Genomic DNA, 21637 nt, shown 5'->3' with positions numbered 1-21637 from the left:
TATACGCCGCACCAATTGAAATTGAAAGCCTCCGGCAACGGGGGCTTTTCTTTTATGTCGCCGCTGCATGGATTCGAACCTCGGTCGAGGCGCGGGCGTGAAGCGGACGATTTCTTATCGACTCGTGTAAGATTCCGAGTAGGTATCGCGGCCCATCCGCGACCACTCCTTCTCTCAACGACTGATCAGGGTGATATTTCGTGGCAGAGCGTCCGACATACAAGCTCAGGTTTCTCGATCCCAAGAAGCGCTTTCCGGCGATACCCGAGCAGCCTGCGGGACGCTCATATGGCGTGGTCTGGAAACTCTTTGGCGAGGACCAGCATGAATCTTGTTATGTCGTCGAGTTCGTTGGCAAAAGTCATGTGTCGCTTTTGGGCTACGTAAGCGTTTCGGGTGAGGTGTACAAGGTGGACCGCCCCGTCAGCGAGGCTCCGCTGCCCAACGATCCCGACATGGAACTGGTCCTTGACGAGTCGGACTCCAGTATTGGTGAGATTATGGTAAGGGAAGCCAACGGTGCAATGCACGCATGTGCGCAAACTGTCGGTTCTCCCGAAGGCCCCATGCGCGAGCGGTCCGACCACGAGACATGGAATTCGATCCGCGCCCTTCCTTACGGCGAGTTCATGGCATCGATGTTCCTGCGCTACGTGATATTTGCCAACTCCGAAAGCGCTATTGCGAACACGGCGGGCGTCGACGGTCTCGATGCGGACATGCAAAACGTTGTCGACAAAATAAAGCTCGTAAAGCTGCCCGAGCCGGTCGAGGTGTTTTTGGGCTTTAACACGGCACCGCTCCCCGATGCTATCGAGACGCTGCTTTACCGCGTTGACCATGCCGAGAATCCGAGTGGTATCGAGCGTTATGCCGCCGCCCTTATGAGCGAGGTCGACTTGCCCCGTTTGCGCACCATTGCCGCCAAGTCAGAAATGAGCCTAGCGCGCATCGACCGGTCAAAGTTGTTCTATCTCAATTTTGATCGTAGCCTGCTGGACCAGGACGAGATTGACATGCTGCTTGCCGTCGAGTGCCGTCTCAACCGCCTCTCCGGCATCCTTGAGCGCATCGGGGCCGGATTGGTCCCTACGGCATCCTCGCCGAGCCTTGAGGGCTGCGCGCTCTTTGATGCGTGGCATATCGCCAAGACGACCAACGATGTTCCCCGACTGCTCGATACGGCTTCGAGCGATAACCCGTGGGGCAAGCCGGGTACGGTGGCTTGCCAGCCGGGCGGCGAGTGGGACGTGCGCACCCGTTTTGCGCGAATCGTTGAGGCGCTCAACGTGGTCACGCGGCTCGACTATACCTATCGGGCAAACGTTGCCGAGGGGATTATGCTCGTTCGGTTTGGGCAGTCTGTCGTTGATGCCATGCCGCAACGTGAATACGACGCTCAGGATGACGCCTGGCGCGAGCTGGACGAGGACACGCGGGCGATCTGGGCCGCGGAGCACGATGCGCGCGTGGCACTCACGCTTGCGGCAGCGTGTTTTGCCGCGGGCACCTGCATCACGCGCTGCTATGTGCAGATTGCTGCTACCGACAGTGAGCAGGGCGAGCGCGTTGTCGCAACGTATTTCTTTGGGCGTGCGGCCTATCTGGCCGATTGCGTGCCTGTCGCCAAGGATCTTGAGAACATGGACATGGACGATATGCCGTGCAAGCGTGTGCTTGAGGCGTATGAGTCAACCGCTCCGGAGACGATTGAGCCTGCGGAGGTTCATGCTCGTCCGCGTGATGACCATCGCACGCTGCCGCCGGCGCTGCGCAATCTGCTGCTTGCCGATACGGCTGACGAGTTGGAGGTCATGGAAGAGGACGACGACCCATACGTGGCCCGTGTTGTTGAATTGCGCGAGCAGGCAAAAGTCGACCGTACAGGTGCTTTTGAAGGCTTTTCCCGTCTTGTCGAGGAGTTGGAGGCTAAGTGCGCCGTCGCCGAGCTTTTAGCGACAGGTCCGGTTCAAACGCAGTTTTGCGATAACCAGCTGGTGCGCATGGTGCTACCGGTGTTGGAAGAAGACGACTCTGTGCGAATCCTTCGTGCGCCCGATGCGCTGTACTTTGCCCAGCACGAGATCTGCAGCTTTTACGCCGAGCAAGAGGACTTTGAACGAGCACTGCCCGAGGTGCGCCATCTTTACGATCTGGCGCGCTCGTCCATGCAATCGCACTTTGCACTCATCAACGTGCTTGCGCGTCTGGAGCGCTTTGACGAGATTATCGAGGTGGCGCGCCACGGCCTACGTATTGCCAGCGATCGTTCTGCAATTGGCTACCTGTTCTATCGCTTGGCGTTTGCCTATTGGAATTGCGATCAGCTCGACCTGGCGCTGGCTTGTTACCGTCTAGTGCCGCGCGGCGAGGAGTCGGGCAGCAGCGCGCTGGAAGAAATGCAGGGCCTTATGAACGAGATGGGCGTCAGCGAGCCTCCGACGTTCGAAGAAGCGGTTGAGACCATCCACAAGGCTGGACTCGAGCTGCCGCCAGTGTCCGCCGTGACGAATCAGCTGGCAGATGCCGCTGTTCAACTGGTCGACAACGGCTTCTTTTTCCTGGCACGCGGTTGCATCTACCAAATGTGGCGCACTATGGGCAACGACGAGCTCGGCTCCCTCAACCGCTCGCTGGGGTAGGGGCGATATAGAGGGGCCGCACCGCGCTATTTGTATCGGCGCGGGCGGGAGGACCCGACAGAATCGGTAAGGCATAAAGCCGCCGAGCCTGCTAAAACTGTTAAACTCTGCTAAAGTTGCTAAACTTTGTTAAAGTTGTTAAAACTGGCAGAGGAGGTCGAATGTCAAAAGCTATTAATCCCTTTAAGCCAACAGCGGGCATGAATCCACCTGAGCTTATCGGACGCGACGCTGTTTTGGACGACTTTGCCGAAGCTCTTGAGAATGGCCCTGGTGCCCCCGATCGACTCATGCGCATCTCGGGTGTCCGAGGCACGGGTAAAACGGTGCTCCTCAACGCATTGGGCGATCTTGCGCGCAAAAAAGGATTCGAGGTTGTCGACGTCGCCTCAAATGCCGGTTTTTGCGACAGAATTCTCGAGGCTCTGCAGCGAAATGTTCGTCTTGCATCAATGTCGATTTCCCCATCGATTTTAGGAGTCAGCCTTGGCTCCGTAGAGCTGTCGAAGTCAGCCTCTCATCTGGGGGAGGCGATGTACGATGCCGCGAAGCGAGGTGGTTTGCTCATCACACTCGATGAGATTCAGGACGCCTCAACTGAGGAAATGCGCGAGCTGGGTAATGAAATGCAGCTCTTGATTCGCCAAGGGGCGAATGTCGCCTTTGCATTCGCTGGTTTGCCAACCTCGGTGGATGGCGTGGTGGTGGATGATACGTTGACGTTCCTTCAGAGGGCGAAGCATATCGAGCTCACGCGGCTTTCAGATTTTGAAGTCGGCGGATCGTTTGAGGATACGATGAGGCGTGCGGGCAAGGAACTCGACGAAGGCGTTGCTGAGCTTTTAACAAAGGCTTCGGCAGGCTATCCCTTTATGGTCCAGTTGGTCGGATATTACGCTTGGCAGGTTGCTGCGCGCAGCGGGTCGGAGAGCGTGAGTGAAGAGGCGGCTCGCAAGGGTGTCCAGGCGGCTCTTGATAGTTTCAATGCCATGGTGATTGCCCCCGCGCTGCGCAGGGTGTCGGAGCGGCAGTTTCAATATCTCGCGGCGATGGCGCAATGCGAAGGCGGCGAGATTACGAACGGTGATATTGCCAAAAAGATGGGATTGCCGGCGAATAAAGTCGGGTCGTATCGCAAACGTCTGATCGATACGGGACTGATTGAGCCTGCCGGCTACGGCTGTGTTTCGTTTGCAATTCCGTACATGCGCGATTATCTGTTGGAGACCATTCGAGCGGACTAATAAAGACTGGAGGCATCGACGCCGCCGCTGTGGTTGCCCCCGCATCTTTGTCTCAATCTGTAACATCTAGAGGGGATTACGGCATGCAGGTGTTTCAGATTGAGACATTTGCGGATGGCGCTGACTGTTTGTCTAAATCTGTAACATCTGGACGAAGATTCGGCCTGTAACTGTTACAAATTGAGATGATTGGCTGAGACGTCTACTGGCAAATCGGAATCGTTCCAAAATTCCCCCTTGCCCATCCTTGGCTGTTTGGTTACTATAGAACGGCTGTTACGGAGAGCTGACCGAGAGGCCGAAGGTGCTCGCCTGCTAAGCGAGTATGCCCCAAAAGGGCATCTGGGGTTCGAATCCCCAGCTCTCCGCCAGTAAGACTTTAAAGAAGGGTTCCGAAAGGGGCCCTTTTTTAGTTGAACCACGTTAGCTGGGGATTCGAACCCGAGAGGGCACGGGCGTTAAGCAAACGCGAAAGCGTTTGTAGCCCGTGGGAGAAAAGCTGCCAGGCTTTGAAGCCGGAGGGCATGCGCAGCGTGCCCGGACATCCCCAGCTCTCCGCCAGTACGAATTTGAAGAAGGGTCCCATCGGGGGCCCTTTTTTATTATCGAGAAAGGGCGCTGGGGATTCGAACCCTCAAAAAAGGAGGCATCCTTTCGGACGCCTCCTTTCAGTGGGCTGATTATTCTTGCGCCCTACACCTCGGGCGCCTTGGCTACGGTCTCGCTCTCTGCCGTGAGCGGGCGGTTGTCGATGCGGCGGCCCAGGCGGTCGAGCTTCACAAGGAGCCACTCGATGGGATTGGGCCCCGAGCCTTCCTCGTCGGCAACCAGGTCCATGACGGCGATCTTGGGGCCGTCCTGCTTGAGTGTAACGCTGCCCACCTTGTCGCCCACATGCACCGTGCCCGAAAGATCGTCGTAGCTAACCTTTTCGGTCACCTCGCCGGCAAGAGAAAACACGGTCGCTTGCGCCGTGGGATCGGCGAGCGTGGCGTCGATTGTCTTATCCGTCCAGTCGGTTTGACTAATGCGCGCCATAAGCGGGTTGCCGTTGGCGGTCTTTTCTTGCGTGTTGGCGATTGCGACCGTCACCTTGTGACCGTAGTACCAGTTGGCAAGGGTGGCGGTATCGGTAAAGCGCTGATCGGTGGTGGTGGAGTTCAAAATAACGGTGTAGATCTCGTCGCCGTCGCGGTTGTAGGCGCTCGTAAAGCAATAGCCCGCGTCGTCGGTGGTGCCGGTCTTGCCGCCGATGTTGCCATCTTGGCCCAGCAAATAGTTATGCGTGTCCATGGAATGCGAATGGTCGGTGCCGTCGGCGCCCGTGACCTCGATCCAGGAATCCTCGCTCGCTACGACCTCGCGGATCGTGTCGTTTTTCATGGCCTCCTGCATCATCAGCGCTACGTCGTGTGCGGTTGAGTGCATATCGCCAGCCCACTCATCAAAGTCCAGACCATGCGGGTTTTCAAAAAGCGTACCGGTGCAGCCGAGCTTCTTAGCGCGCTCGTTCATGGCCTTCACAAATGTGGCCTCGGCGTCTTTGGTCTTAGGGTCGATCTTCTTGCCCACATATTCGGCGAGCACGATGGCGGCGTCGTTGCCCGAGGGAATCATCAGGCCGCGCAGCGCCTGCTCCACGGTAAGCTCGTCGCCTTCGAGCAAGCCGGCGGTCGAATTACCCACGGTGGCTGCGGCGTTGCTCACCGTGACCTTCTCGTCCATCTTGCAATTCTCGACGGTTAGGATTGCGGTCATGACCTTGGTGATCGAGGCAATCTTGACCTGCTCATCGGCGCCGCGCCCATAGTAGACGGTGCCGTCTTTGCCCATGACGAGGGCATTGGTCGCATCGATATCGGGCAGGTTTTCGGCCGTGATGCCGCGCGCATCGGCGGTTTTGCCGCAAACATTGTCGGTCGTGAGCACTTGGGCGCCGGCGACGGTGGGCGCGCCAGCGGCAAGGGCGATAGCGCAGACAAAGCCGGCGGCAAGCTGGGCTGAGCGCTTTGCAAAAGAGGTGAGGGACTTCACGGATTTCGCTTTCGACGGGATGGTCTCTTCTGGAACTAGAGTATATCGTTTGCCGGCGTCGGCGATCATCGCGTGCGCGCTTGGCCCACATCCGCACCCGAACGGGCACAAGGGTGCTTAAGGCCGGCTTAATCACCCACGCTTGTTGTGTGTGGCGTGCGTCGCCTCAGGCATAATGGAGCGCGAGAGGAGCACGCATGAACGAGCGCATTTTGGTAGTTGATGACGAGAAGGCCATCGCCGACTTGGTTGGCATCTACCTTACAAAAGAGGGCTTTGATGTCCAGATTGCCTATAGCGGGGCCGATGCTGCCAAGGCGATTTTGGAGCAGGAGTTCGATCTGGCGCTGCTTGATGTCATGCTGCCCGATATCGATGGGTTTGAGCTGCTGCGTACGATCCGTTCCAGCCATACCTATCCCGTGATCATGCTGACGGCGCGCGATGCCCAGCAAGACAAGATCGGGGGCCTTTCGCTTGGCGCGGACGATTACGTGGTTAAGCCGTTCCGTCCGCCGGAGCTCATCGCGCGCGTGCACGCTCAGCTTCGCCGCTACACCAGCTACGGTAGCCGTGCACAGGCGGCCGAGTCGCCGACCATTCAGCTCGACGGCTTGGAGATCAACCGCGATGCTCGTTCCGTGACAGTGGACGGTTCACCGGTTCGCCTCACGCCCACCGAGTATTCAATCTTGCTGTATCTGGTCGAGCATCGCGGCAGCGTGGTGGCCGTGGAGGACCTGTTCCGCGCGGTGTGGAACGAGGACTTTATGCCCGGCTCCAACAATACGGTGATGGTGCATATTCGCCACTTGCGCGAAAAGATCGGCGACGACGCACAAAAGCCACGCTTTATCAAAAACGTCTGGGGCGTCGGCTACATCATCGAATAACGCTTTTCGCTTGTGAGGATCTTGATATGACAAAAGACGATAGGCAAGCGTTCGAGGTGCCCGATCGGCTCTTTGAATACGTGAGGTCGGTCGTCGACAACCGCGCGCTTGCAACGGTGCTGCTCTTTTTGCTGAGCCTGCTGCTGATTGGCATCGACAACATCGTCGGAATCTTGGCGGTGCTGCTTGTCGGCTTTTTGCTGATCGATCGATTTGAGATCGTGTGCCGCTGCGTGGTGATTGGCGGCGCCGCGTGGGCCATGACGTTGGCGATTGGCGCCATGGCGCTCGGCGGCATCGAAGGGCCGGTGCTGTTTGATGCCGGCTTTGTATTCAACATGCTTGGCTTTGTGCTGGCGCTTGCCGTGTGCGTGCTGTTCTTGTGCGGCCGCGCCCTGTACTACCAGGGCTACGAGCAGGGCGAGCAGCATGCCGATTGTGTGCTGGCTGCTCGTATTCAAGATCGCCTGATCGATCACCCCGACACCTGGGACAACATCGACGGCGACTTCTTGGAGGTCGAGGGCGCCCTTAACCGCGTGCGTGACCGTGGGCGTAAGGTGCAACAAGCTCTGCGTGACGAGTCGCATCGCAAGGACGATCTGGTCACGTACTTGGCACATGACCTACGCACCCCGCTCGCCAGCGTGGTGGGCTATCTTTCGCTCCTGCAGGAGGCTCCCGATTTGCCGCTTGAGCAACGTGCGCACTTTACGGGCGTGGCGCTCGACAAGGCGCACCGGCTCGATACGCTCATCGAAGAGTTCTTCGATATCACGCGCTTTGACTTCCACGATATCGTGCTCACGCGCGGCTATGTTGATCTGGGGTTGCTGCTGGCTCAGGTGGCTGACGAGTTCTATCCCATCCTCAACGAGCAGCATAAGGAAGTCCAAGTTGATATTCGCGAGGACCTGACGGTGCTCGTGGATGGCGACAAGATGGCTCGCGTGTTCAACAACATCATGAAAAACGCCGTCGCCTATAGCTATGAGGGCTCGACTATCACGATTGAGGCCGGGCGCCAAGACGATGGCGGCGTGCGCGTGCGCTTTATCAATCAGGGCGATCCTATCCCTGCGGCTAAGCTCAAGGTGATCTTTGAGAAGTTCTATCGCCTGGATGCGGCGCGTGCGACCAATCGCGGTGGTGCCGGTCTGGGCCTTGCTATTGCCAAGGAGATCATCGCGGCACACGGTGGTACCGTTGCATGTGAATCGACGCCCGAACACACGATATTCACCATCGAGCTGCCCGCCGCATAGCCAGCGTGCCCTTACAAACACTTGACAATGCGCTCACGTGCATATGAGCCGCGATTTCTACTATCGATACTGCTGAATTGATATCGATGTGGAGGTATGCGGTATGACGGCTGCTGCGGCAGTGGAGCCCACGGAGCTTGAAGAACTCATGAAAGCGCAGGCCGAGGCCGCGCACGAGCGCGAGGTTGGGGATGCGACTCGCCCCACGGCAGAGGATCTTGCCGCCTCGCCGACGCGCATCGATGTTGAGGGCCTCGACCTGTTCTATGGCGACCACCATGCGCTCAAGGACGTGAATATCAAGATTCGCGACAAGCAGATTACCTCGTTCATCGGGCCTTCGGGCTGCGGAAAGTCCACGTTGCTGCGCTGCTTTAACCGCATGAACGACGGCATCAAGGACTGCCGAATCGAGGGCAAGATTGCGCTCGATGGTCAAGATATCCTGGGCGACTACGACATCTGCCGCCTTCGCCAGCGCGTGGGCATGGTGTTCCAGCGCCCCAACCCGTTTCCCATGAGCATCTACGACAACGTCGCGTATGGTCCGCGCGGTGTGGGTGTGCGCGATCGCGTCGTGCTCGACGAGCTGGTCGAGGACTCCCTTCGTCGCGCTGCGCTATGGGATGAGGTCAAGGACAAGCTCAAAGAGTCGGGTCTGGGTCTTTCGGGCGGCCAGCAGCAGCGTCTGTGCATCGCCCGCGCACTTGCCGTGCAGCCCGACATTCTGCTGATGGACGAGCCGACCTCGGCACTCGACCCCGTTTCGACGCTGGTGGTGGAGCAGCTTGCCTGCGAGCTCAAGGAGACCTGCACGCTCGTGGTCGTTACGCACAATATGCAGCAGGCGGCGCGTATCTCCGATTCGGTCGCATTCTTTTTGCTGGGTGAGCTGGTGGAGCGCGCGCCCACCGCGCAACTCTTCAAGAATCCGACCGATCCGCGCACGGCGGATTATTTGACGGGCCGTTTTGGCTGATACCATCTAGTAAAGGTACCTTTAGGGTTAAGATGCGGTCATGCCGGCCGCAAAGGGGTTCAACATGATCTATTACGTCGAGGACGATGACAACATCAGGGATTTGACGGTCTATGCGTTGCGCAAGCAGGGAATCGAGGCCGAGGGCTTTTCGTGCGACGGTGAGTTTAAGGCTGCCGTGGCGCGACGGGTACCCGATGCCGTCCTGCTCGACATCATGCTGCCCGATACCGATGGCTTGGCGATTATGCGTCGCCTGCGTGCCGACCGCCTGACGGCGACGGTGCCCATCATGATGCTTACCGCCAAGGATACCGAGCTCGACAAGGTGATGGCGCTCGATGGCGGTGCCGACGATTACCTGACTAAGCCGTTTTCGCTCATGGAGCTCGCCAGCCGCTGCCGCGCACTGCTGCGTCGCGGCGGCATGGTCAAGCAGGCGAGCGATGTGCTCAGCGTGGGCGACATCGTGCTCTCGCCCAGCCATCGCGAGGTGACCGTTGCCGGCGAGCCGCTTAAGCTCACCCTGCGCGAGTTCGACCTGCTCGAGTACCTCATGCGCAAGCCCGGCGTGGTCTTTACCCGCGAGTCGTTGCTGCAGAGCGTGTGGGGCTGGGACTTCGACGGCGGTTCGCGCACCGTTGACGTGCACGTGCAGACGCTTCGCCAAAAACTGGGCGAGCATGCCGGCGCCATCGAGACCGTGCGCGGCGTGGGCTACCGCTTGGCCGAGCCTTCTGCCGGTGATGGTGCCGAAGGTGACGACACCGCGGCCACCGCATCGGAGGAGTAACCCGTGGTCTTCGCCCCCCAGGGAAAACATACGCTGTCGCACCGCGTTTTTGTGACGATCTTTGTCTGCGCCATGGCGGTTATCGTGGCGTTTACGGTGCTGGGTGCGTTCTTTGTGCAAAACACCTTGGCGGATGCCACGAGTGCCAACCTGGCGCAGGAAACCGAGCTCATTGCTGCCGCCCTCGATGAGCAGCAGGAGCCCATCCCGTTCTTGCGTAGCCTCGATCGCGAGGACTTGCGCATCACGCTGATTAACAAGGATGGATCGGTTGCCTACGACAACGAGGCGTCGCCTTCCACACTGCCCAACCATGGCGATCGCCCCGAGGTCATCGAGGCCTTTGAGAGTGGTTTGGGTTCCGCGGAGCGCGCAAGCTCTACGCTCGACGAGATTATGCTGTATCGCGCCGTCGCCCTTGATAACGGCCAGGTTGTCCGCTTGGCGCAGGCCCAGCCTGGCGTTGCGGCGATTTTGCTGTCGATGGTGGCGCCGATGCTGCTTATCGCAGCAGCGGGTGCGGTACTCTCGTTTTTTATGGCGCGCCGCGAGTCCCGTGCCATCATCGCGCCGTTGCAAGAGGTGGATTTGGACCACCCACGCCGTAGCTATGAGCACGCCTATGCCGAGATGGTCCCCATGCTTGAGCGTATCGAGTCGCAGCGCCAGGAACTCAAGCGCCAAATGGCGGTGCTGACGGACAACGACCGTATGCGCCGCGAGTTCACGGCGAATATCACCCATGAGCTCAAGACGCCGCTTACGGCGATTTCGGGCTATGCCGAGCTCATCGCAAACGGCATGGTCGAGGGCGAGGACGACCTGCGCAACTTTGGCGGTCGCATCTATCGTGAGGCAGGCCGCTTGGCGGCGCTCGTCAACGACATCCTTACGCTGTCTAACTTGGACGAGGCCGAGCGTGCAACTGAGGGCGAGGCGGTGCCCATTGGGTCCACGGAGCCTATTGAGCTCTCGCGTGCCATCTACGCGGTTGGGCAGCGTCTTGAACAGGTCGCCCGTCAGGCGAATGTGACGATAAGTCATGAGACCAAGCCTGTGGTCATCGAAGGCGTGTCGCGCTTGATCGACGAGCTCATCTATAATCTGGCAAGCAACGCCATCCGCTACAATCGGCCCGGCGGTACGGTTACGCTGCAGTGCGGCACCAACGACGAAGGCCATCCGTTCCTCGCGGTCGCCGACACGGGAATCGGTATCGCGCCTGAAGAACAGGGCAAGGTATTTGAGCGGTTCTATCGCGTGGACAAGAGTAGGTCCAAGGCACGCGGCGGAACCGGCCTGGGGCTTGCCATTGTCAAGCATGCGGCCCTGTATCATCACGCCGCGCTCGATTTGTCGAGCGCGTTGGGCGTGGGAACCACCATTACGGTGACGTTTCCCATACAGCAGGACGAGCCATTCGCATAGCGATACAACATAGATATTGATGCAGACGCCGCATTTGACTTTCGGGTGCGGCGTTGTTGTGCAATTTTACGATTGCTTCCGACATTTTTACAGGAGAGCCTGTTTCTTATGTATAGAGTTTGGTCTCGGTAAAAAGATGCGATAACATACGGACAGTTTTGTCAATCCGAACTGGGGAAATGAAAGGCAAGCTGCATGACCCTTCTCGAACTGTTCCAGCTGCTCAAAAAGCACCTTCAGCTGGTCATCGCCCTTCCGGTGGTCTGCGCGATCGCCATGGGCATCGTGTCCTTCGTTGCGATGGACAACACCTATACCGCGACGACGAGCATGTACATTCTCGCCAAGACCGACGATAGCGGTCAGATGAGCTACAACGATCTCTCGGCGAGTCAGATGCTTTCCAACGATATCGCCACGCTGCTGGATAGCGATAGCGTTAAGAGCGGCGCCGCCAAGGAACTGGGCCTCACCGATCTGGATGACTACAAGGTGTCTGTTTCCTCCGAGACCACCACGCGTGTCATTACGCTTTCGGTTACCGGCACCGATGCCAAGGAGACGGCTAAGGTCGCAAAGACCATGGCCAGCTCGGTGAGTACGGTCGCTCAGAACGTCGGCGCTGCCCAGAGCATCAACGTTATCGACGAGGCTAAGACCCCCGAAGCCCCCAGCGGTCCCAAGCGTATGCTGTACGTTGCTGTCGCGTTCCTCGCGGGCATCTTTATCGCAGTTGCCTATGTCGTTTTGGCAGACATGCTCAACACCCGCATCCGCGGTGCAGAAGAGGCAGAAGAGCTCCTGGGTATTCCCGTTGTTGGCCGAATTCCGGCTATGAAAGGTGGTAAATAGGCATGGCTAAGGCAAAGAACACCGATAAGCTCGTTGTACAGAATGCCGCCAAGACCCTTCTGGCCAACATCCGCTTTGCGAGTGTGGACGACCCCATTCGCACCATCACCGTTACCTCCTCGATTCCCAACGAGGGCAAGTCTACGGTTTCCATTAACCTTGCTCAGGCAATCGCCACGAGCGGCAAGTCCGTGCTCCTGGTCGAGGCCGATATGCGCCGCAGGTCCCTTTCCGATATGCTCGGCGTTCGTTCGCGCGGCGGACTCTATGCGGTTCTTTCCGAGCAGATCTCCATTGACCAGGCAATTGTCGAGACGGGTCAGAAGAACTTCTACTTCCTCGATGCCGAGCCGCATATTCCCAATCCTGCCGACATCATCGTCTCTCACCGCTTTGCCAAGCTGGTAAAGGCACTGTCCGCCAAGTTCCAGTACGTCATCTTTGATGCTCCCCCGGTCGGCACTTTCATCGATGCTGCCGAGATCGCAAGTCTGACCGACGGTGCGCTTTTTGTCGTGCGTGAGGATTTCACCAAGCGCGAGGAGGCGCTCAACGCCATCGGTCAGCTTAAGAAGTCCGAGAAGGTCAAGCTCATCGGTACCGTTATGAACTACTGCGAGACCGAGACCAGCGAGTACTACTACTCCTACTACACCAAGGACGGTAAGAAGGTGAAGAAGGGCTCCGACGATCAGGGGACTTCCAAAAAGGGCATCTTCACCAACCGAGCAAACGTTTAGTTGATTAAGGCTGACCTATGCGTGACATTCATTGCCATATCTTGCCGGGTGTAGACGACGGCGCCGCCGATCTCGATGAGAGCTTGGCGATGCTCGAGGCTGCCAAGCGGGCCGGTGTAACCAGAATCGTTTGCACTCCTCACTGCCGTGATCCCTATTTTGATTACGACAAGATGTGGGATGCCTTTGAGCTGCTGCGTGATAACGCTGACGGTTTTCCGCTCCAGATGGGCTTCGAGGTCAACCATCGAAAGCTTGTTGAGCTTGGTATCGATGCTGCGGAGCACTTGCATTTCGATGGAACCAACGAGTTTCTGCTCGAGCTTTCGACGCATGCCGATGCGTATGCGTTTAGAGAGTACGAGAACACGATTTACGATTTGCAGTGCCGTGGTTACCAGGTGATTATCGCTCATCCTGAGCGCTATCGTGCGGTTCAAAAGGATGTAAGCGTGGCGGAGCGCCTGGTCGATATGGGCTGCAAGCTGCAGGCTTCGGCGGACTTTATTGCCGGCGGTCGCTTTGGTCGCGAGAAAAAGCCGGCACAGCGCCTGTTCGATCAGAACCTGTACAGCTTCATCGCGAGCGATGCCCATAACGTGGGTCATTACGACTGCCTGGCGAAGGCTCGCGCGAAGTTTAGCGTGCGTGGAGCCCATTTTCGCTAAAATCTGTCCCTAACGTTCGCATTGAATGAAGGGGCAGCCATGGATATCCAACTTAAGACGGGATGCTTTGATGACGCGGCGCTGGTGCGCCGCGTCGTTTTTATGGACGAGCAGGGCTACGAGAATGAGTTCGACGCTATCGACGAGGATCCGAACTGCATTCATGTGACGCTCTATGCAGACGGCGAGCTTGCCGGTTGCTCGCGCGTGTTTCCCGAAGAGCTTGAGCGCGCGGCAGATTCAGAGGCTCCGGTTTCGCCGGCGTGCGACTTGGACGAAGGCGTCGCAGCGGGGGAGACCTATATTATGGGGCGCGTGGCTGTGCTGCCGAGCATGCGCCGTCGCGGTCTGGCGAGCAAGATCGTCGAGGCCAGTGATGCCGCCGCGTGTGATGCCGGTGCCAAGCTCATAAAACTGCATGCGCAGGAATACGTGCTGCCACTCTATGCCAAGGCGGGTTACGCGCAGATCGCGCCGGTAGATTACGAGGATGAAGGTCAGCCCCACGCCTGGATGGCCAAGCGGGTCGAGGGTGGCAGATAGGGACGTTCCTTTTCTGCCGGCAGTTGGGGACACTCCTTGGCAATTGGCGCATCGGAGCGCTTAGACATACAGTTTTTCGATTCCGTATGTATATATGCGCGCTAATGGGTTATAAAATCTAAGTCTGAACATAGCAGGTCTGCGATGCGGCTCGGGCGACCGGGCCGTTTTTGCGGACGGGGGTAGCGCGAAAGGACTGCACATGCGTCAATTTAAGACCGAGAGCAAAAAACTGCTCGACCTCATGATCAACTCCATCTACACCAATAAGGAAATCTTCCTGCGCGAGCTTATCTCTAACGCGAGCGACGCCGTCGACAAGCTCAACTTTAAGAGCCTGCAGGATCCGAGCGTCAAGATCGACCAGGGCGACCTGGCTATTCGCGTTTCCTTTGATAAAGACGCCCGCACCATTACCATCTCGGATAACGGCATTGGCATGACCGCCGAGGAGCTCGAGCGCAATCTGGGCACCATCGCCCATTCCGGCTCCGAGGAGTTTAAGACCGAGAACGCCGAGCAGCAGGGCTCCGATGTCGACATCATCGGTCAGTTTGGCGTGGGTTTCTACTCCGCCTTTATGGTCGCCAGCCACGTGAAGGTCGTCAGCCGCGCTTATGGCGAGGATACCGCCCACGTTTGGGAGTCCGACGGTCTTGAGGGTTACACCATCGAGGACGGCGAGCGCGCCGAGCACGGTACCGATGTCATCCTGACGCTGCGCGAGAACGAGAAGCTCGACGCCGACGGCGAGGCCGAGACCTACGATCGCTTCCTGACCGAGTGGGGCCTCAAGAGCCTGATTCAGCAGTACAGCAACTATGTGCGCTACCCGATTCAGATGATGGTGAGCAAGAGCCGCCAGAAACCCAAGCCCGAGGACGCGCCGGATGATTACAAGCCCGAGTACGAGGACTACCAGGAGCTCGAGACCGTCAATTCCATGACACCGATCTGGAAGAAGCGCAGCTCCGATGTCGAGCAGAAGGACTACGACGAGTTCTACAAGTCCACGTTCCACGACTTTGACGATCCTGCGCGCACTATCAGCTTCCACGCCGAGGGCACGCTCGAGTATGACGCCCTGCTGTTTGTGCCGGGACGCGCGCCGTTCGATCTGTACAGCAAGGACTACGAGAAGGGTCTGGCGCTCTACAGCTCCAACGTCCTGATCATGGAGAAGTGCGACGACCTGCTGCCCGACTACTACAACTTTGTCCGCGGCGTCGTGGATTCCGCCGACGTGTCGCTCAACATCTCGCGCGAGACGCTGCAGCAGAACCGTCAGCTCAAGGCCATCGCCAAGCGTGTGGAAAAGAAGATTACCGCCGACCTTGAGGATATGCGTGACAACGACCGCGAGGCCTACGAGAAGTTCTTTGAGAACTTTGGCCGCGGTCTTAAGTACGGCATCTACTCGAGCTATGGCATGAAGGCCGATGAGCTCGCCGACCTGTTGCTGTTCTGGTCTGCCAAGGAACAGAAGATGATTACCCTGGCCGAGTATGCCAAGGGCATGCCTGAGGATCAGAAGGCCATCTACTACGCCGCCGGCGACTCGCGTGAGCGCTTGGCCAAGATGCCCGTGGTAAAGGGCGTGCTCGACCGCGGCTATGACGTGCTGCTGCTGACGCAGGATGTGGATGAGTTCACGTTCCAGGCTATGCGTGAGTACGTTGCGGCCGATATGCCCAAGATCTACGAGGACGATGCCGCCCGCGAGGCTGCCGAGAAGGCCGTGGCCGATGGTGCCGAGCCCGAGGTTGAGGATCGTCACCTGGAGCTCAAGAACGTCGCAACCGGTGATCTTGACCTGGCGACCGAGGACGAGAAGAAGGAGGCCGAGGACGCCACCAAGGAGAACGAGGACCTCTTTAGCGCTATGAAGGAGGCGCTCGGTGACAAGGTCGAGAAAGTCGCCGTCTCCGCGCGCCTGACCGATGCCCCCGCTTGTATCACCACCGAGGGCCCACTTTCGCTCGAGATGGAGAAGGTGCTCCAGAAGGGACCCGAGGGCGCGCCCGACGGCATGCCCAAGAGCCAACGCGTGCTCGAGCTCAACGCCAAGCACCCGGTCTTTGACAAGCTTGTCGCTGCCCAGAAGGCAGGCGACGCCGACAAGATCAAGCAGTACTCCGGTCTGCTCTATGACCAGGCTCTGCTGGTCGAGGGCATTTTGCCCGAGGACCCCGTTGCCTTCGCGGCGGCTGTTTGCAACTTGATGTAGTTCGGGGATACGGCACCGTAACTAGATTAGAACGAGAGTGGATAATCTCCCACTTTTGGCTCGAATGCGGGCTTGAAGTGGGAGATTTTCTACTCTCGTTTTCCTCCGTCCCCAAGGGATCAATTATTTGTCGGGGTTGTGGTTTTGTGACCTGCTGAAATTTAAGATACTGTACAACTGTACGTTAATTCGTCTTCGTAGTATATTGCTACCCGCAAAACTCAATACCATTGTGCACTGAGACGCTAAAGCGCCTACGTACAATGGTTATCGATAGTACGATTCGATTCAACGACAGGATGGATGGTCCAAGCGTGAGTCTCGGCAGCAAACTATCCAACGCAAAGGTATCCTTTGCGATCTTTAAGCGTGACATCAAGCGATTGCTCGTGAACCCCGTCGCCTTGGTGGTTACCCTTGGCGTGTGTGTTATTCCCTCGCTGTATGCCTGGTACAACATCGTGGCAAACTGGGATCCGTACGGAAACACCCAGGGTATCAAGATTGCCATCGCTAACAACGATCAGGGAACCCAAAACGACCTGGTGGGCGAGCTCAACGCGGGCGACCAGGTCGTCGATCAGCTCAAGGAGAACGATCAGTTGGGCTGGACCTTCGTCGATTCGGCGGCCGATGCCAAAGAGGGCGTCGAGAGCGGGGAGTACTATGCGGCCATCGTGATTCCCAAGAACTTCTCCGACAATCTTGTCTCGATGCTCGATGGCAATTATCGCCAGCCCAAGCTTACGTATTACGTTAACGAGAAGAAGAGCGCCATTGCGCCCAAGGTGACCGATACCGGCGCCAATACTATCGAGGAGCAGATCAATTCGGAGTTTGTCTCCACGGTGGGCGAGACCGTGGCGGGCATCGCCAAGGATGCCGGAGTCGATTTAAAGGACAAGGCAACCCAGACTCAGGATTCGTTGGCAAGTTCTGTCTCCGAGGCATCCGATACCTTGGGCGAGGTGCACGATTCGATTGGCGACATGAATGCCGCCATCGATAAGACGAGTGGCGCCATCGCCTCGGCCGATGCGGCACTTGCCGGCCTGCAGGGTCAGGCGCCGTCACTGACGCAGGCGATCTCTCAGGGTAACGACCTGCTGGGCGAAGCTCGCACCACGGCGGGCAACTCTATCGCCTCGCTCTCCAAGGCGCTCTCGGAAGGCAGCCTTGCGCTTACCAAGACGTCGGCCTCTGCGAACGCTGCCATCGGCAAGCTGACGGGCACGGTCACATCTACGACCACCCGTATCGACAACTCGCTCGAGTCTCTCCAAGCGACGATCGACCACAATAAGGCCGTTATCGGGCACTTAGAGATTCTCGCCAATGACACGTCGACAGGTTCCGAGGAAATTGACGCGCGCATTGTATCGACCATCGATTTGCTTCGAGAGCAGAATGAAAAGCTTCAGAGCATCAAGGACGGTCTGTCTGCGCAGTCGAGCGCCATGGCGAATGACGCCGCGGCTGTCTCGGGTGCCAGCGACGCTATCAATAACGCAATTCAGACCGGTGCGACCAACCTTGGCCAGGCCCAGACGGACCTGGGTCAAAACGCGCTGCCGAAGGCCTCGAGCGCGCTTGATTCCTTTGCCGCCGTCTCGGGTGATTTGACGGGTATCGTATCTGGCCTCACGCCCACGATTGCAAGCGCGCGCGGTACGCTTTCGCAGCTTAACGCTACGCTCGGCCAGGCCAAGACCACGCTGTCCCAGACCGATTCCTCGCTTGCCAAGGTCCAGGACAAGCTCGCAACCGCCGCCAACGACATCGCGGCGCTACAGGCCTCCGAGTCCATGGGCGAGCTGGCCGACCTGATGGGCGTCGACGTCAATGACGTCGCAGACTTCATGGCATCTCCGGTTGAGCTCGCGTCCAAGTCGATCTATCCGGTTAAGAGCTTCGGCTCGGGCATTGCCCCCTTCTACACCAATCTGGCGCTTTGGGTGGGCGGCTACGTGCTTATCGCCATTTACAAGCTCGAGGTCGACCGTGAAGGTGTTGGCAGCTTTACGGCGCGCCAAGGCTACTTTGGCCGCTGGTTGCTCATGGTGATCCTGGGCGCGTTGCAGGCCATCATCGTTACGGTAGGCGATCTGGTGATTGGCGTGCAGTGCGTCAGCCCGCTGCTGTTCGTGCTGGGCGGCATCGCCATTTCGTTCACCTACGTCAATATCATCTATGCGCTGTCCACCACGTTTAAGCATATCGGCAAGGCTATCGGCGTCATTCTCGTCATCGTGCAGATCCCGGGTTCGTCGGGCATGTACCCCATCGAGATGATGCCCGGCTTCTTCCAGTGGCTGCACCCGCTGCTGCCCTTTACCTACGGCATCAATCTGCTGCGCGAGACGGTCGGCGGCATGTATTCGTTCAACTACCTGTTTAACCTGTGCATTCTGGGCGTGTTCTTGATCGTGGCGCTCTTTATCGGCCTGCAGCTGCGTCCGCTGCTGCTCAACCTTAACCTGCTCTTTGATAAACAGCTCTCCACGACCGGTATGATGATTTGCGAGTCCAACGACCTGCCGCGCCAGCGCTACTCGCTGCGCACGGCCATGCGCGTCATGCTCGATTCCGATTCGTACCGTCGCGAACTGCTCGATCATGCGGTCGCCTTTGAACATCGCTACCCGTACTACATCAAGGGCGGTTTTGCCGCCGTGGTGGGCGTTCAGGTCCTGCTCTTTGTCCTGTCGACGGTTCTCGATATCGACAATAACGGCAAGATCATCCTGCTTGTCATTTGGATCATCTCGGTTATTGCCATCTGCGGCTGGCTTATCAATATCGAATATATCCGAGCGAGCCTCAATACCCAGATGCGCATCTCGGCGCTTTCGGATGAGGACCTGCGTCGCGAGATGCGCGAACACACGGCCGCCATTCCTGCCGCCCGCCACATGTTTGGCCTCAACGCCAGCGAGCGTGGTGCCAAGGGCGGCGATCAGTCCACGGGCCGCTTGCCGCATATCGGCTCGCACCATAAATCTCAGGGCAGCGACAGCACAGCCACAAATGATGGAGATACCACCGCGCTTGGCAAGCACTCCAAAGGAGGTGAGGCATAAATGAAGAACATCCTGCATCTGTTTAAGCGCGATGTCCAAAACGTGTCTCGCTCCGTGATCGGCTTGGTTGTCGTGATGGGCCTCATTATCGTACCGTGTCTGTACGCGTGGTTTAACATCGCCGGCAGCTGGGATCCGTACGGCAACACCGGCAATCTTAAGATCGCCGTGGTCAACACCGATGAGGGTTACGAGAGCGATTTGATCCCCGTCGAGGTTAACGTGGGCGAAAACGTGACCGCCACCCTACGCGGCAACGAGAGCTTCGATTGGGTTGTGCTCAACAATCGCGAAAAGGCTATCGAGGGCGTTAAGTCGGGCGCGTACTATGCTGCCGTCGTTATCCCCAAAACGTTTAGCGCTGACATGATGACGCTTTTCTCGACCGACGTGAAGCATGCCGATATCGAGTTCTACGAGAATCAGAAGGCCAACGCCATTGCGCAGATCGTGACCGAGAAGGGTTCGAGCGCCGTCCAGAGCCAGGTTAACAAAACTTTTACCGAGACCATTACGAGCATCGGTCTTAAGACGGTGTCCAGCCTGCTCGATTACATGAGCACCGACCAGGTCAGCAACTTTATCGCCAACCTGTCCTCGACGCTCGGCGATTCGGTCCAGGACCTGCAGGACGTTCAGGCCAGCGCAACGTCGCTTGCGGGCATTTTGAGCTCCACGTCCGATTCGCTGACGTCGGCGAGCGGCATGCTCAAGCAGACGGGCACGGTCGATGAGTCAACGAAGCAGCTGATGGAGCATGTCAAGAGCGGTATTAGCGATTCCAAGGAAGCGCTGAAGGACGCCAACGACGCCATCAATGCCGCGATTGACGGAAGCGCGGGCTCGTTTGACAACGTGTCCGCCGAGCTTGCGAAGGCATTTGATGCCGCGAATCAACATGTCGACCTTACAGTGTCCCAGCTCAACGATGCCGCGGCGGCGCTCAACACGCGTGCCGACGATATCGACGCCACGGCCGACCAGCTCCGCAGCTTTGCCGATCAGGTGACTGACGAAAAACTCCAGGACAGCCTCAAGTCTGTGGCAACATCGCTGAGCAGGATTGCTGTGGAGTATCGCAACAACGCCAAGGACTTGACGGCAACTGCTAAGTCCCTTTCTGACAGCATGGCAGAGGTTAATAAGTCGCGTGCCGAGGTCGATCAGGCAATCGCGGATGCCAAGGCTGGTATCTCGGGCGCCAAGACTGACTACGACTCTACGTTTTCGGCCAAGGCAAAGGAGCTCAAGAAGACCATCTCGGGCGTTTTGGATTCGCTGAACGGTATTTCGAACGATCTGGATAGTGCTGTTGCTGGCCTGACCGACGCATCCGGTTCGCTGGCAAAGGGCCTCTCCAAGGCTGCAAAGCTGGTCAACAAGGCTTCTGATCAGCTGGGCGAGGCGTCGGACAAGATCAGTGCGTTTAAGGACGAGCTCGACGGCGCCTTGATGTCGGATGACCTCGCTACGATCAAGACGATGATCGGCAATGATCCCGAGGGTCTGGCCGTGTCGCTTTCCGGCCCTGTCGCACTCGACCGTAAGCCGGTCTATCCGATCCGCAACTACGGTTCGGCCATGGCGCCGTTCTACACGATTCTGTCGCTCTGGGTCGGCTCGATCGTACTGGCGGCCATGATGAAGGTCTCGGTTGACGATGAACTTATCAATGAGCTCATCCCCGTGCGCCTGCACGAGATCTACCTGGGTCGTTACCTGTTCTTTGGCGGTTTGGCTCTGCTGCAGGCAACGCTCGTGTGCGCGGGCGACATTCTGTTCTTTGGCATTCAGTGCGACAACCCGCTGCAGTTTGTGCTGGCTGGCTGGGTCGCGAGTCTCGTGTTCTCCAATATCGTCTACACGCTTACGGTGTCGTTTGGCGATATCGGCAAGGCTTTGGCCGTTGTGCTGTTGGTCATGCAGGTCGGCGGCTCGGGCGGCACGTTCCCCATCGAGATGACCGGCCCCGTGTTCCAGGCGATCTATCCGTTCCTGCCGTTTACTCACGGCATCAACGCCATGCATGCCGCCATGGCTGGCGCCTACCATATGGAGTACTGGGTTGAGCTGGGCATTCTGGCGAGCTATCTGATTCCGTCGCTGGCCCTGGGCGTCGTCTTCCGCCGCCCGGTTATCAAAGCCAACGACTGGATCATCGAAAAGCTGGAGGCAACTAAGTTGATCTAGTTCAGCCACGTAAACGCCGTCGGAACATCGAGGTCTTCCAACCCGATGCTTTAGCGTAG

The 21637-nt window shown here is 58.1% G+C and carries 15 protein-coding genes and 1 tRNA gene; 15 read left to right on the top strand and 1 reads right to left on the bottom strand.

Going from position 1 to position 21637, the window contains the following annotated elements; genetic code table 11:
* The first annotated feature begins 200 nt into the window (after window positions 1-200).
* The 3 genes from KSY82_RS00635 (at window position 201) to KSY82_RS00625 (ending at window position 4257) form a co-directional block, all read left to right on the top strand.
* Window positions 201-2642, top strand: coding sequence for a tetratricopeptide repeat protein (locus KSY82_RS00635; protein ID WP_217749849.1), 2442 nt, complete (start codon window positions 201-203; stop codon window positions 2640-2642).
* Window positions 2643-2803: 161 nt separating this feature from the next.
* Entirely contained in the window at window positions 2804-3886 is a 1083-nt protein-coding gene (locus KSY82_RS00630; protein WP_240128945.1) for a DUF8462 domain-containing protein, read from the top strand.
* 280 nt (window positions 3887-4166) lie between these two features.
* Window positions 4167-4257 (top strand) — tRNA-Ser (locus tag KSY82_RS00625).
* A 322-nt stretch (window positions 4258-4579) separates the two neighbouring features.
* On the opposite strand, the gene KSY82_RS00620 is transcribed toward KSY82_RS00625, so the two are convergent.
* On the bottom strand, window positions 4580-5920 hold the full coding sequence (locus KSY82_RS00620; RefSeq protein ID WP_217749848.1) for a D-alanyl-D-alanine carboxypeptidase family protein: 1341 nt from the start codon (window positions 5918-5920) through the stop codon (window positions 4580-4582).
* Window positions 5921-6117: 197 nt separating this feature from the next.
* On the opposite strand from KSY82_RS00620, the gene KSY82_RS00615 reads away from it, so the two are divergent.
* The 12 genes from KSY82_RS00615 (at window position 6118) to KSY82_RS00560 (ending at window position 21578) form a co-directional block, all read left to right on the top strand.
* A complete protein-coding gene (locus KSY82_RS00615; RefSeq protein WP_217749847.1) occupies window positions 6118-6813 on the top strand; it encodes a response regulator transcription factor in 696 nt (231 codons plus the stop codon).
* 26 nt (window positions 6814-6839) lie between these two features.
* The gene (locus tag KSY82_RS00610) at window positions 6840-8078 is read left to right on the top strand and encodes a sensor histidine kinase (RefSeq protein ID WP_217749846.1); all 1239 of its coding nucleotides are present in this window, start codon (window positions 6840-6842) and stop codon (window positions 8076-8078) included.
* A gap of 103 nt (window positions 8079-8181) precedes the next feature.
* Window positions 8182-9057: a phosphate ABC transporter ATP-binding protein PstB gene (gene pstB, locus KSY82_RS00605; protein ID WP_217749845.1), complete on the top strand. Its 876-nt coding sequence runs from the start codon at window positions 8182-8184 to the stop codon at window positions 9055-9057.
* A gap of 64 nt (window positions 9058-9121) precedes the next feature.
* Window positions 9122-9850, top strand: a complete 729-nt coding sequence (locus KSY82_RS00600) for a response regulator transcription factor (protein WP_195521674.1) — start codon at window positions 9122-9124, stop codon at window positions 9848-9850.
* 3 nt (window positions 9851-9853) lie between these two features.
* Complete coding sequence (locus KSY82_RS00595) at window positions 9854-11278, top strand: sensor histidine kinase (RefSeq protein WP_368042013.1); 1425 nt, start codon at window positions 9854-9856, stop codon at window positions 11276-11278.
* A gap of 195 nt (window positions 11279-11473) precedes the next feature.
* Window positions 11474-12130, top strand: coding sequence for a YveK family protein (locus KSY82_RS00590; RefSeq protein WP_217749844.1), 657 nt, complete (start codon window positions 11474-11476; stop codon window positions 12128-12130).
* 2 nt (window positions 12131-12132) lie between these two features.
* On the top strand, window positions 12133-12870 hold the full coding sequence (locus KSY82_RS00585; protein WP_055285949.1) for a CpsD/CapB family tyrosine-protein kinase: 738 nt from the start codon (window positions 12133-12135) through the stop codon (window positions 12868-12870).
* A 17-nt stretch (window positions 12871-12887) separates the two neighbouring features.
* Window positions 12888-13538: a tyrosine-protein phosphatase gene (locus tag KSY82_RS00580; RefSeq protein WP_022094060.1), complete on the top strand. Its 651-nt coding sequence runs from the start codon at window positions 12888-12890 to the stop codon at window positions 13536-13538.
* Window positions 13539-13577: 39 nt separating this feature from the next.
* Window positions 13578-14081, top strand: a complete 504-nt coding sequence (locus KSY82_RS00575) for a GNAT family N-acetyltransferase (RefSeq protein WP_217749843.1) — start codon at window positions 13578-13580, stop codon at window positions 14079-14081.
* A gap of 202 nt (window positions 14082-14283) precedes the next feature.
* Window positions 14284-16308, top strand: a complete 2025-nt coding sequence (htpG, locus tag KSY82_RS00570; protein ID WP_217749842.1) for a molecular chaperone HtpG — start codon at window positions 14284-14286, stop codon at window positions 16306-16308.
* Window positions 16309-16571: 263 nt separating this feature from the next.
* Window positions 16572-19388: a YhgE/Pip domain-containing protein gene (locus tag KSY82_RS00565; protein WP_217749841.1), complete on the top strand. Its 2817-nt coding sequence runs from the start codon at window positions 16572-16574 to the stop codon at window positions 19386-19388.
* A complete protein-coding gene (locus KSY82_RS00560; RefSeq protein ID WP_217749840.1) occupies window positions 19389-21578 on the top strand; it encodes a YhgE/Pip domain-containing protein in 2190 nt (729 codons plus the stop codon).
* Window positions 21579-21637: the final 59 nt, after the last annotated feature.

This window comes from Collinsella aerofaciens, assembly GCF_019131995.1.
GTDB lineage: Bacteria > Actinomycetota > Coriobacteriia > Coriobacteriales > Coriobacteriaceae > Collinsella > Collinsella aerofaciens_S.
The sequence above is the reverse complement of the archived record's forward strand: the minus strand, read 5'-3'. Positions and strand labels throughout refer to the sequence as shown.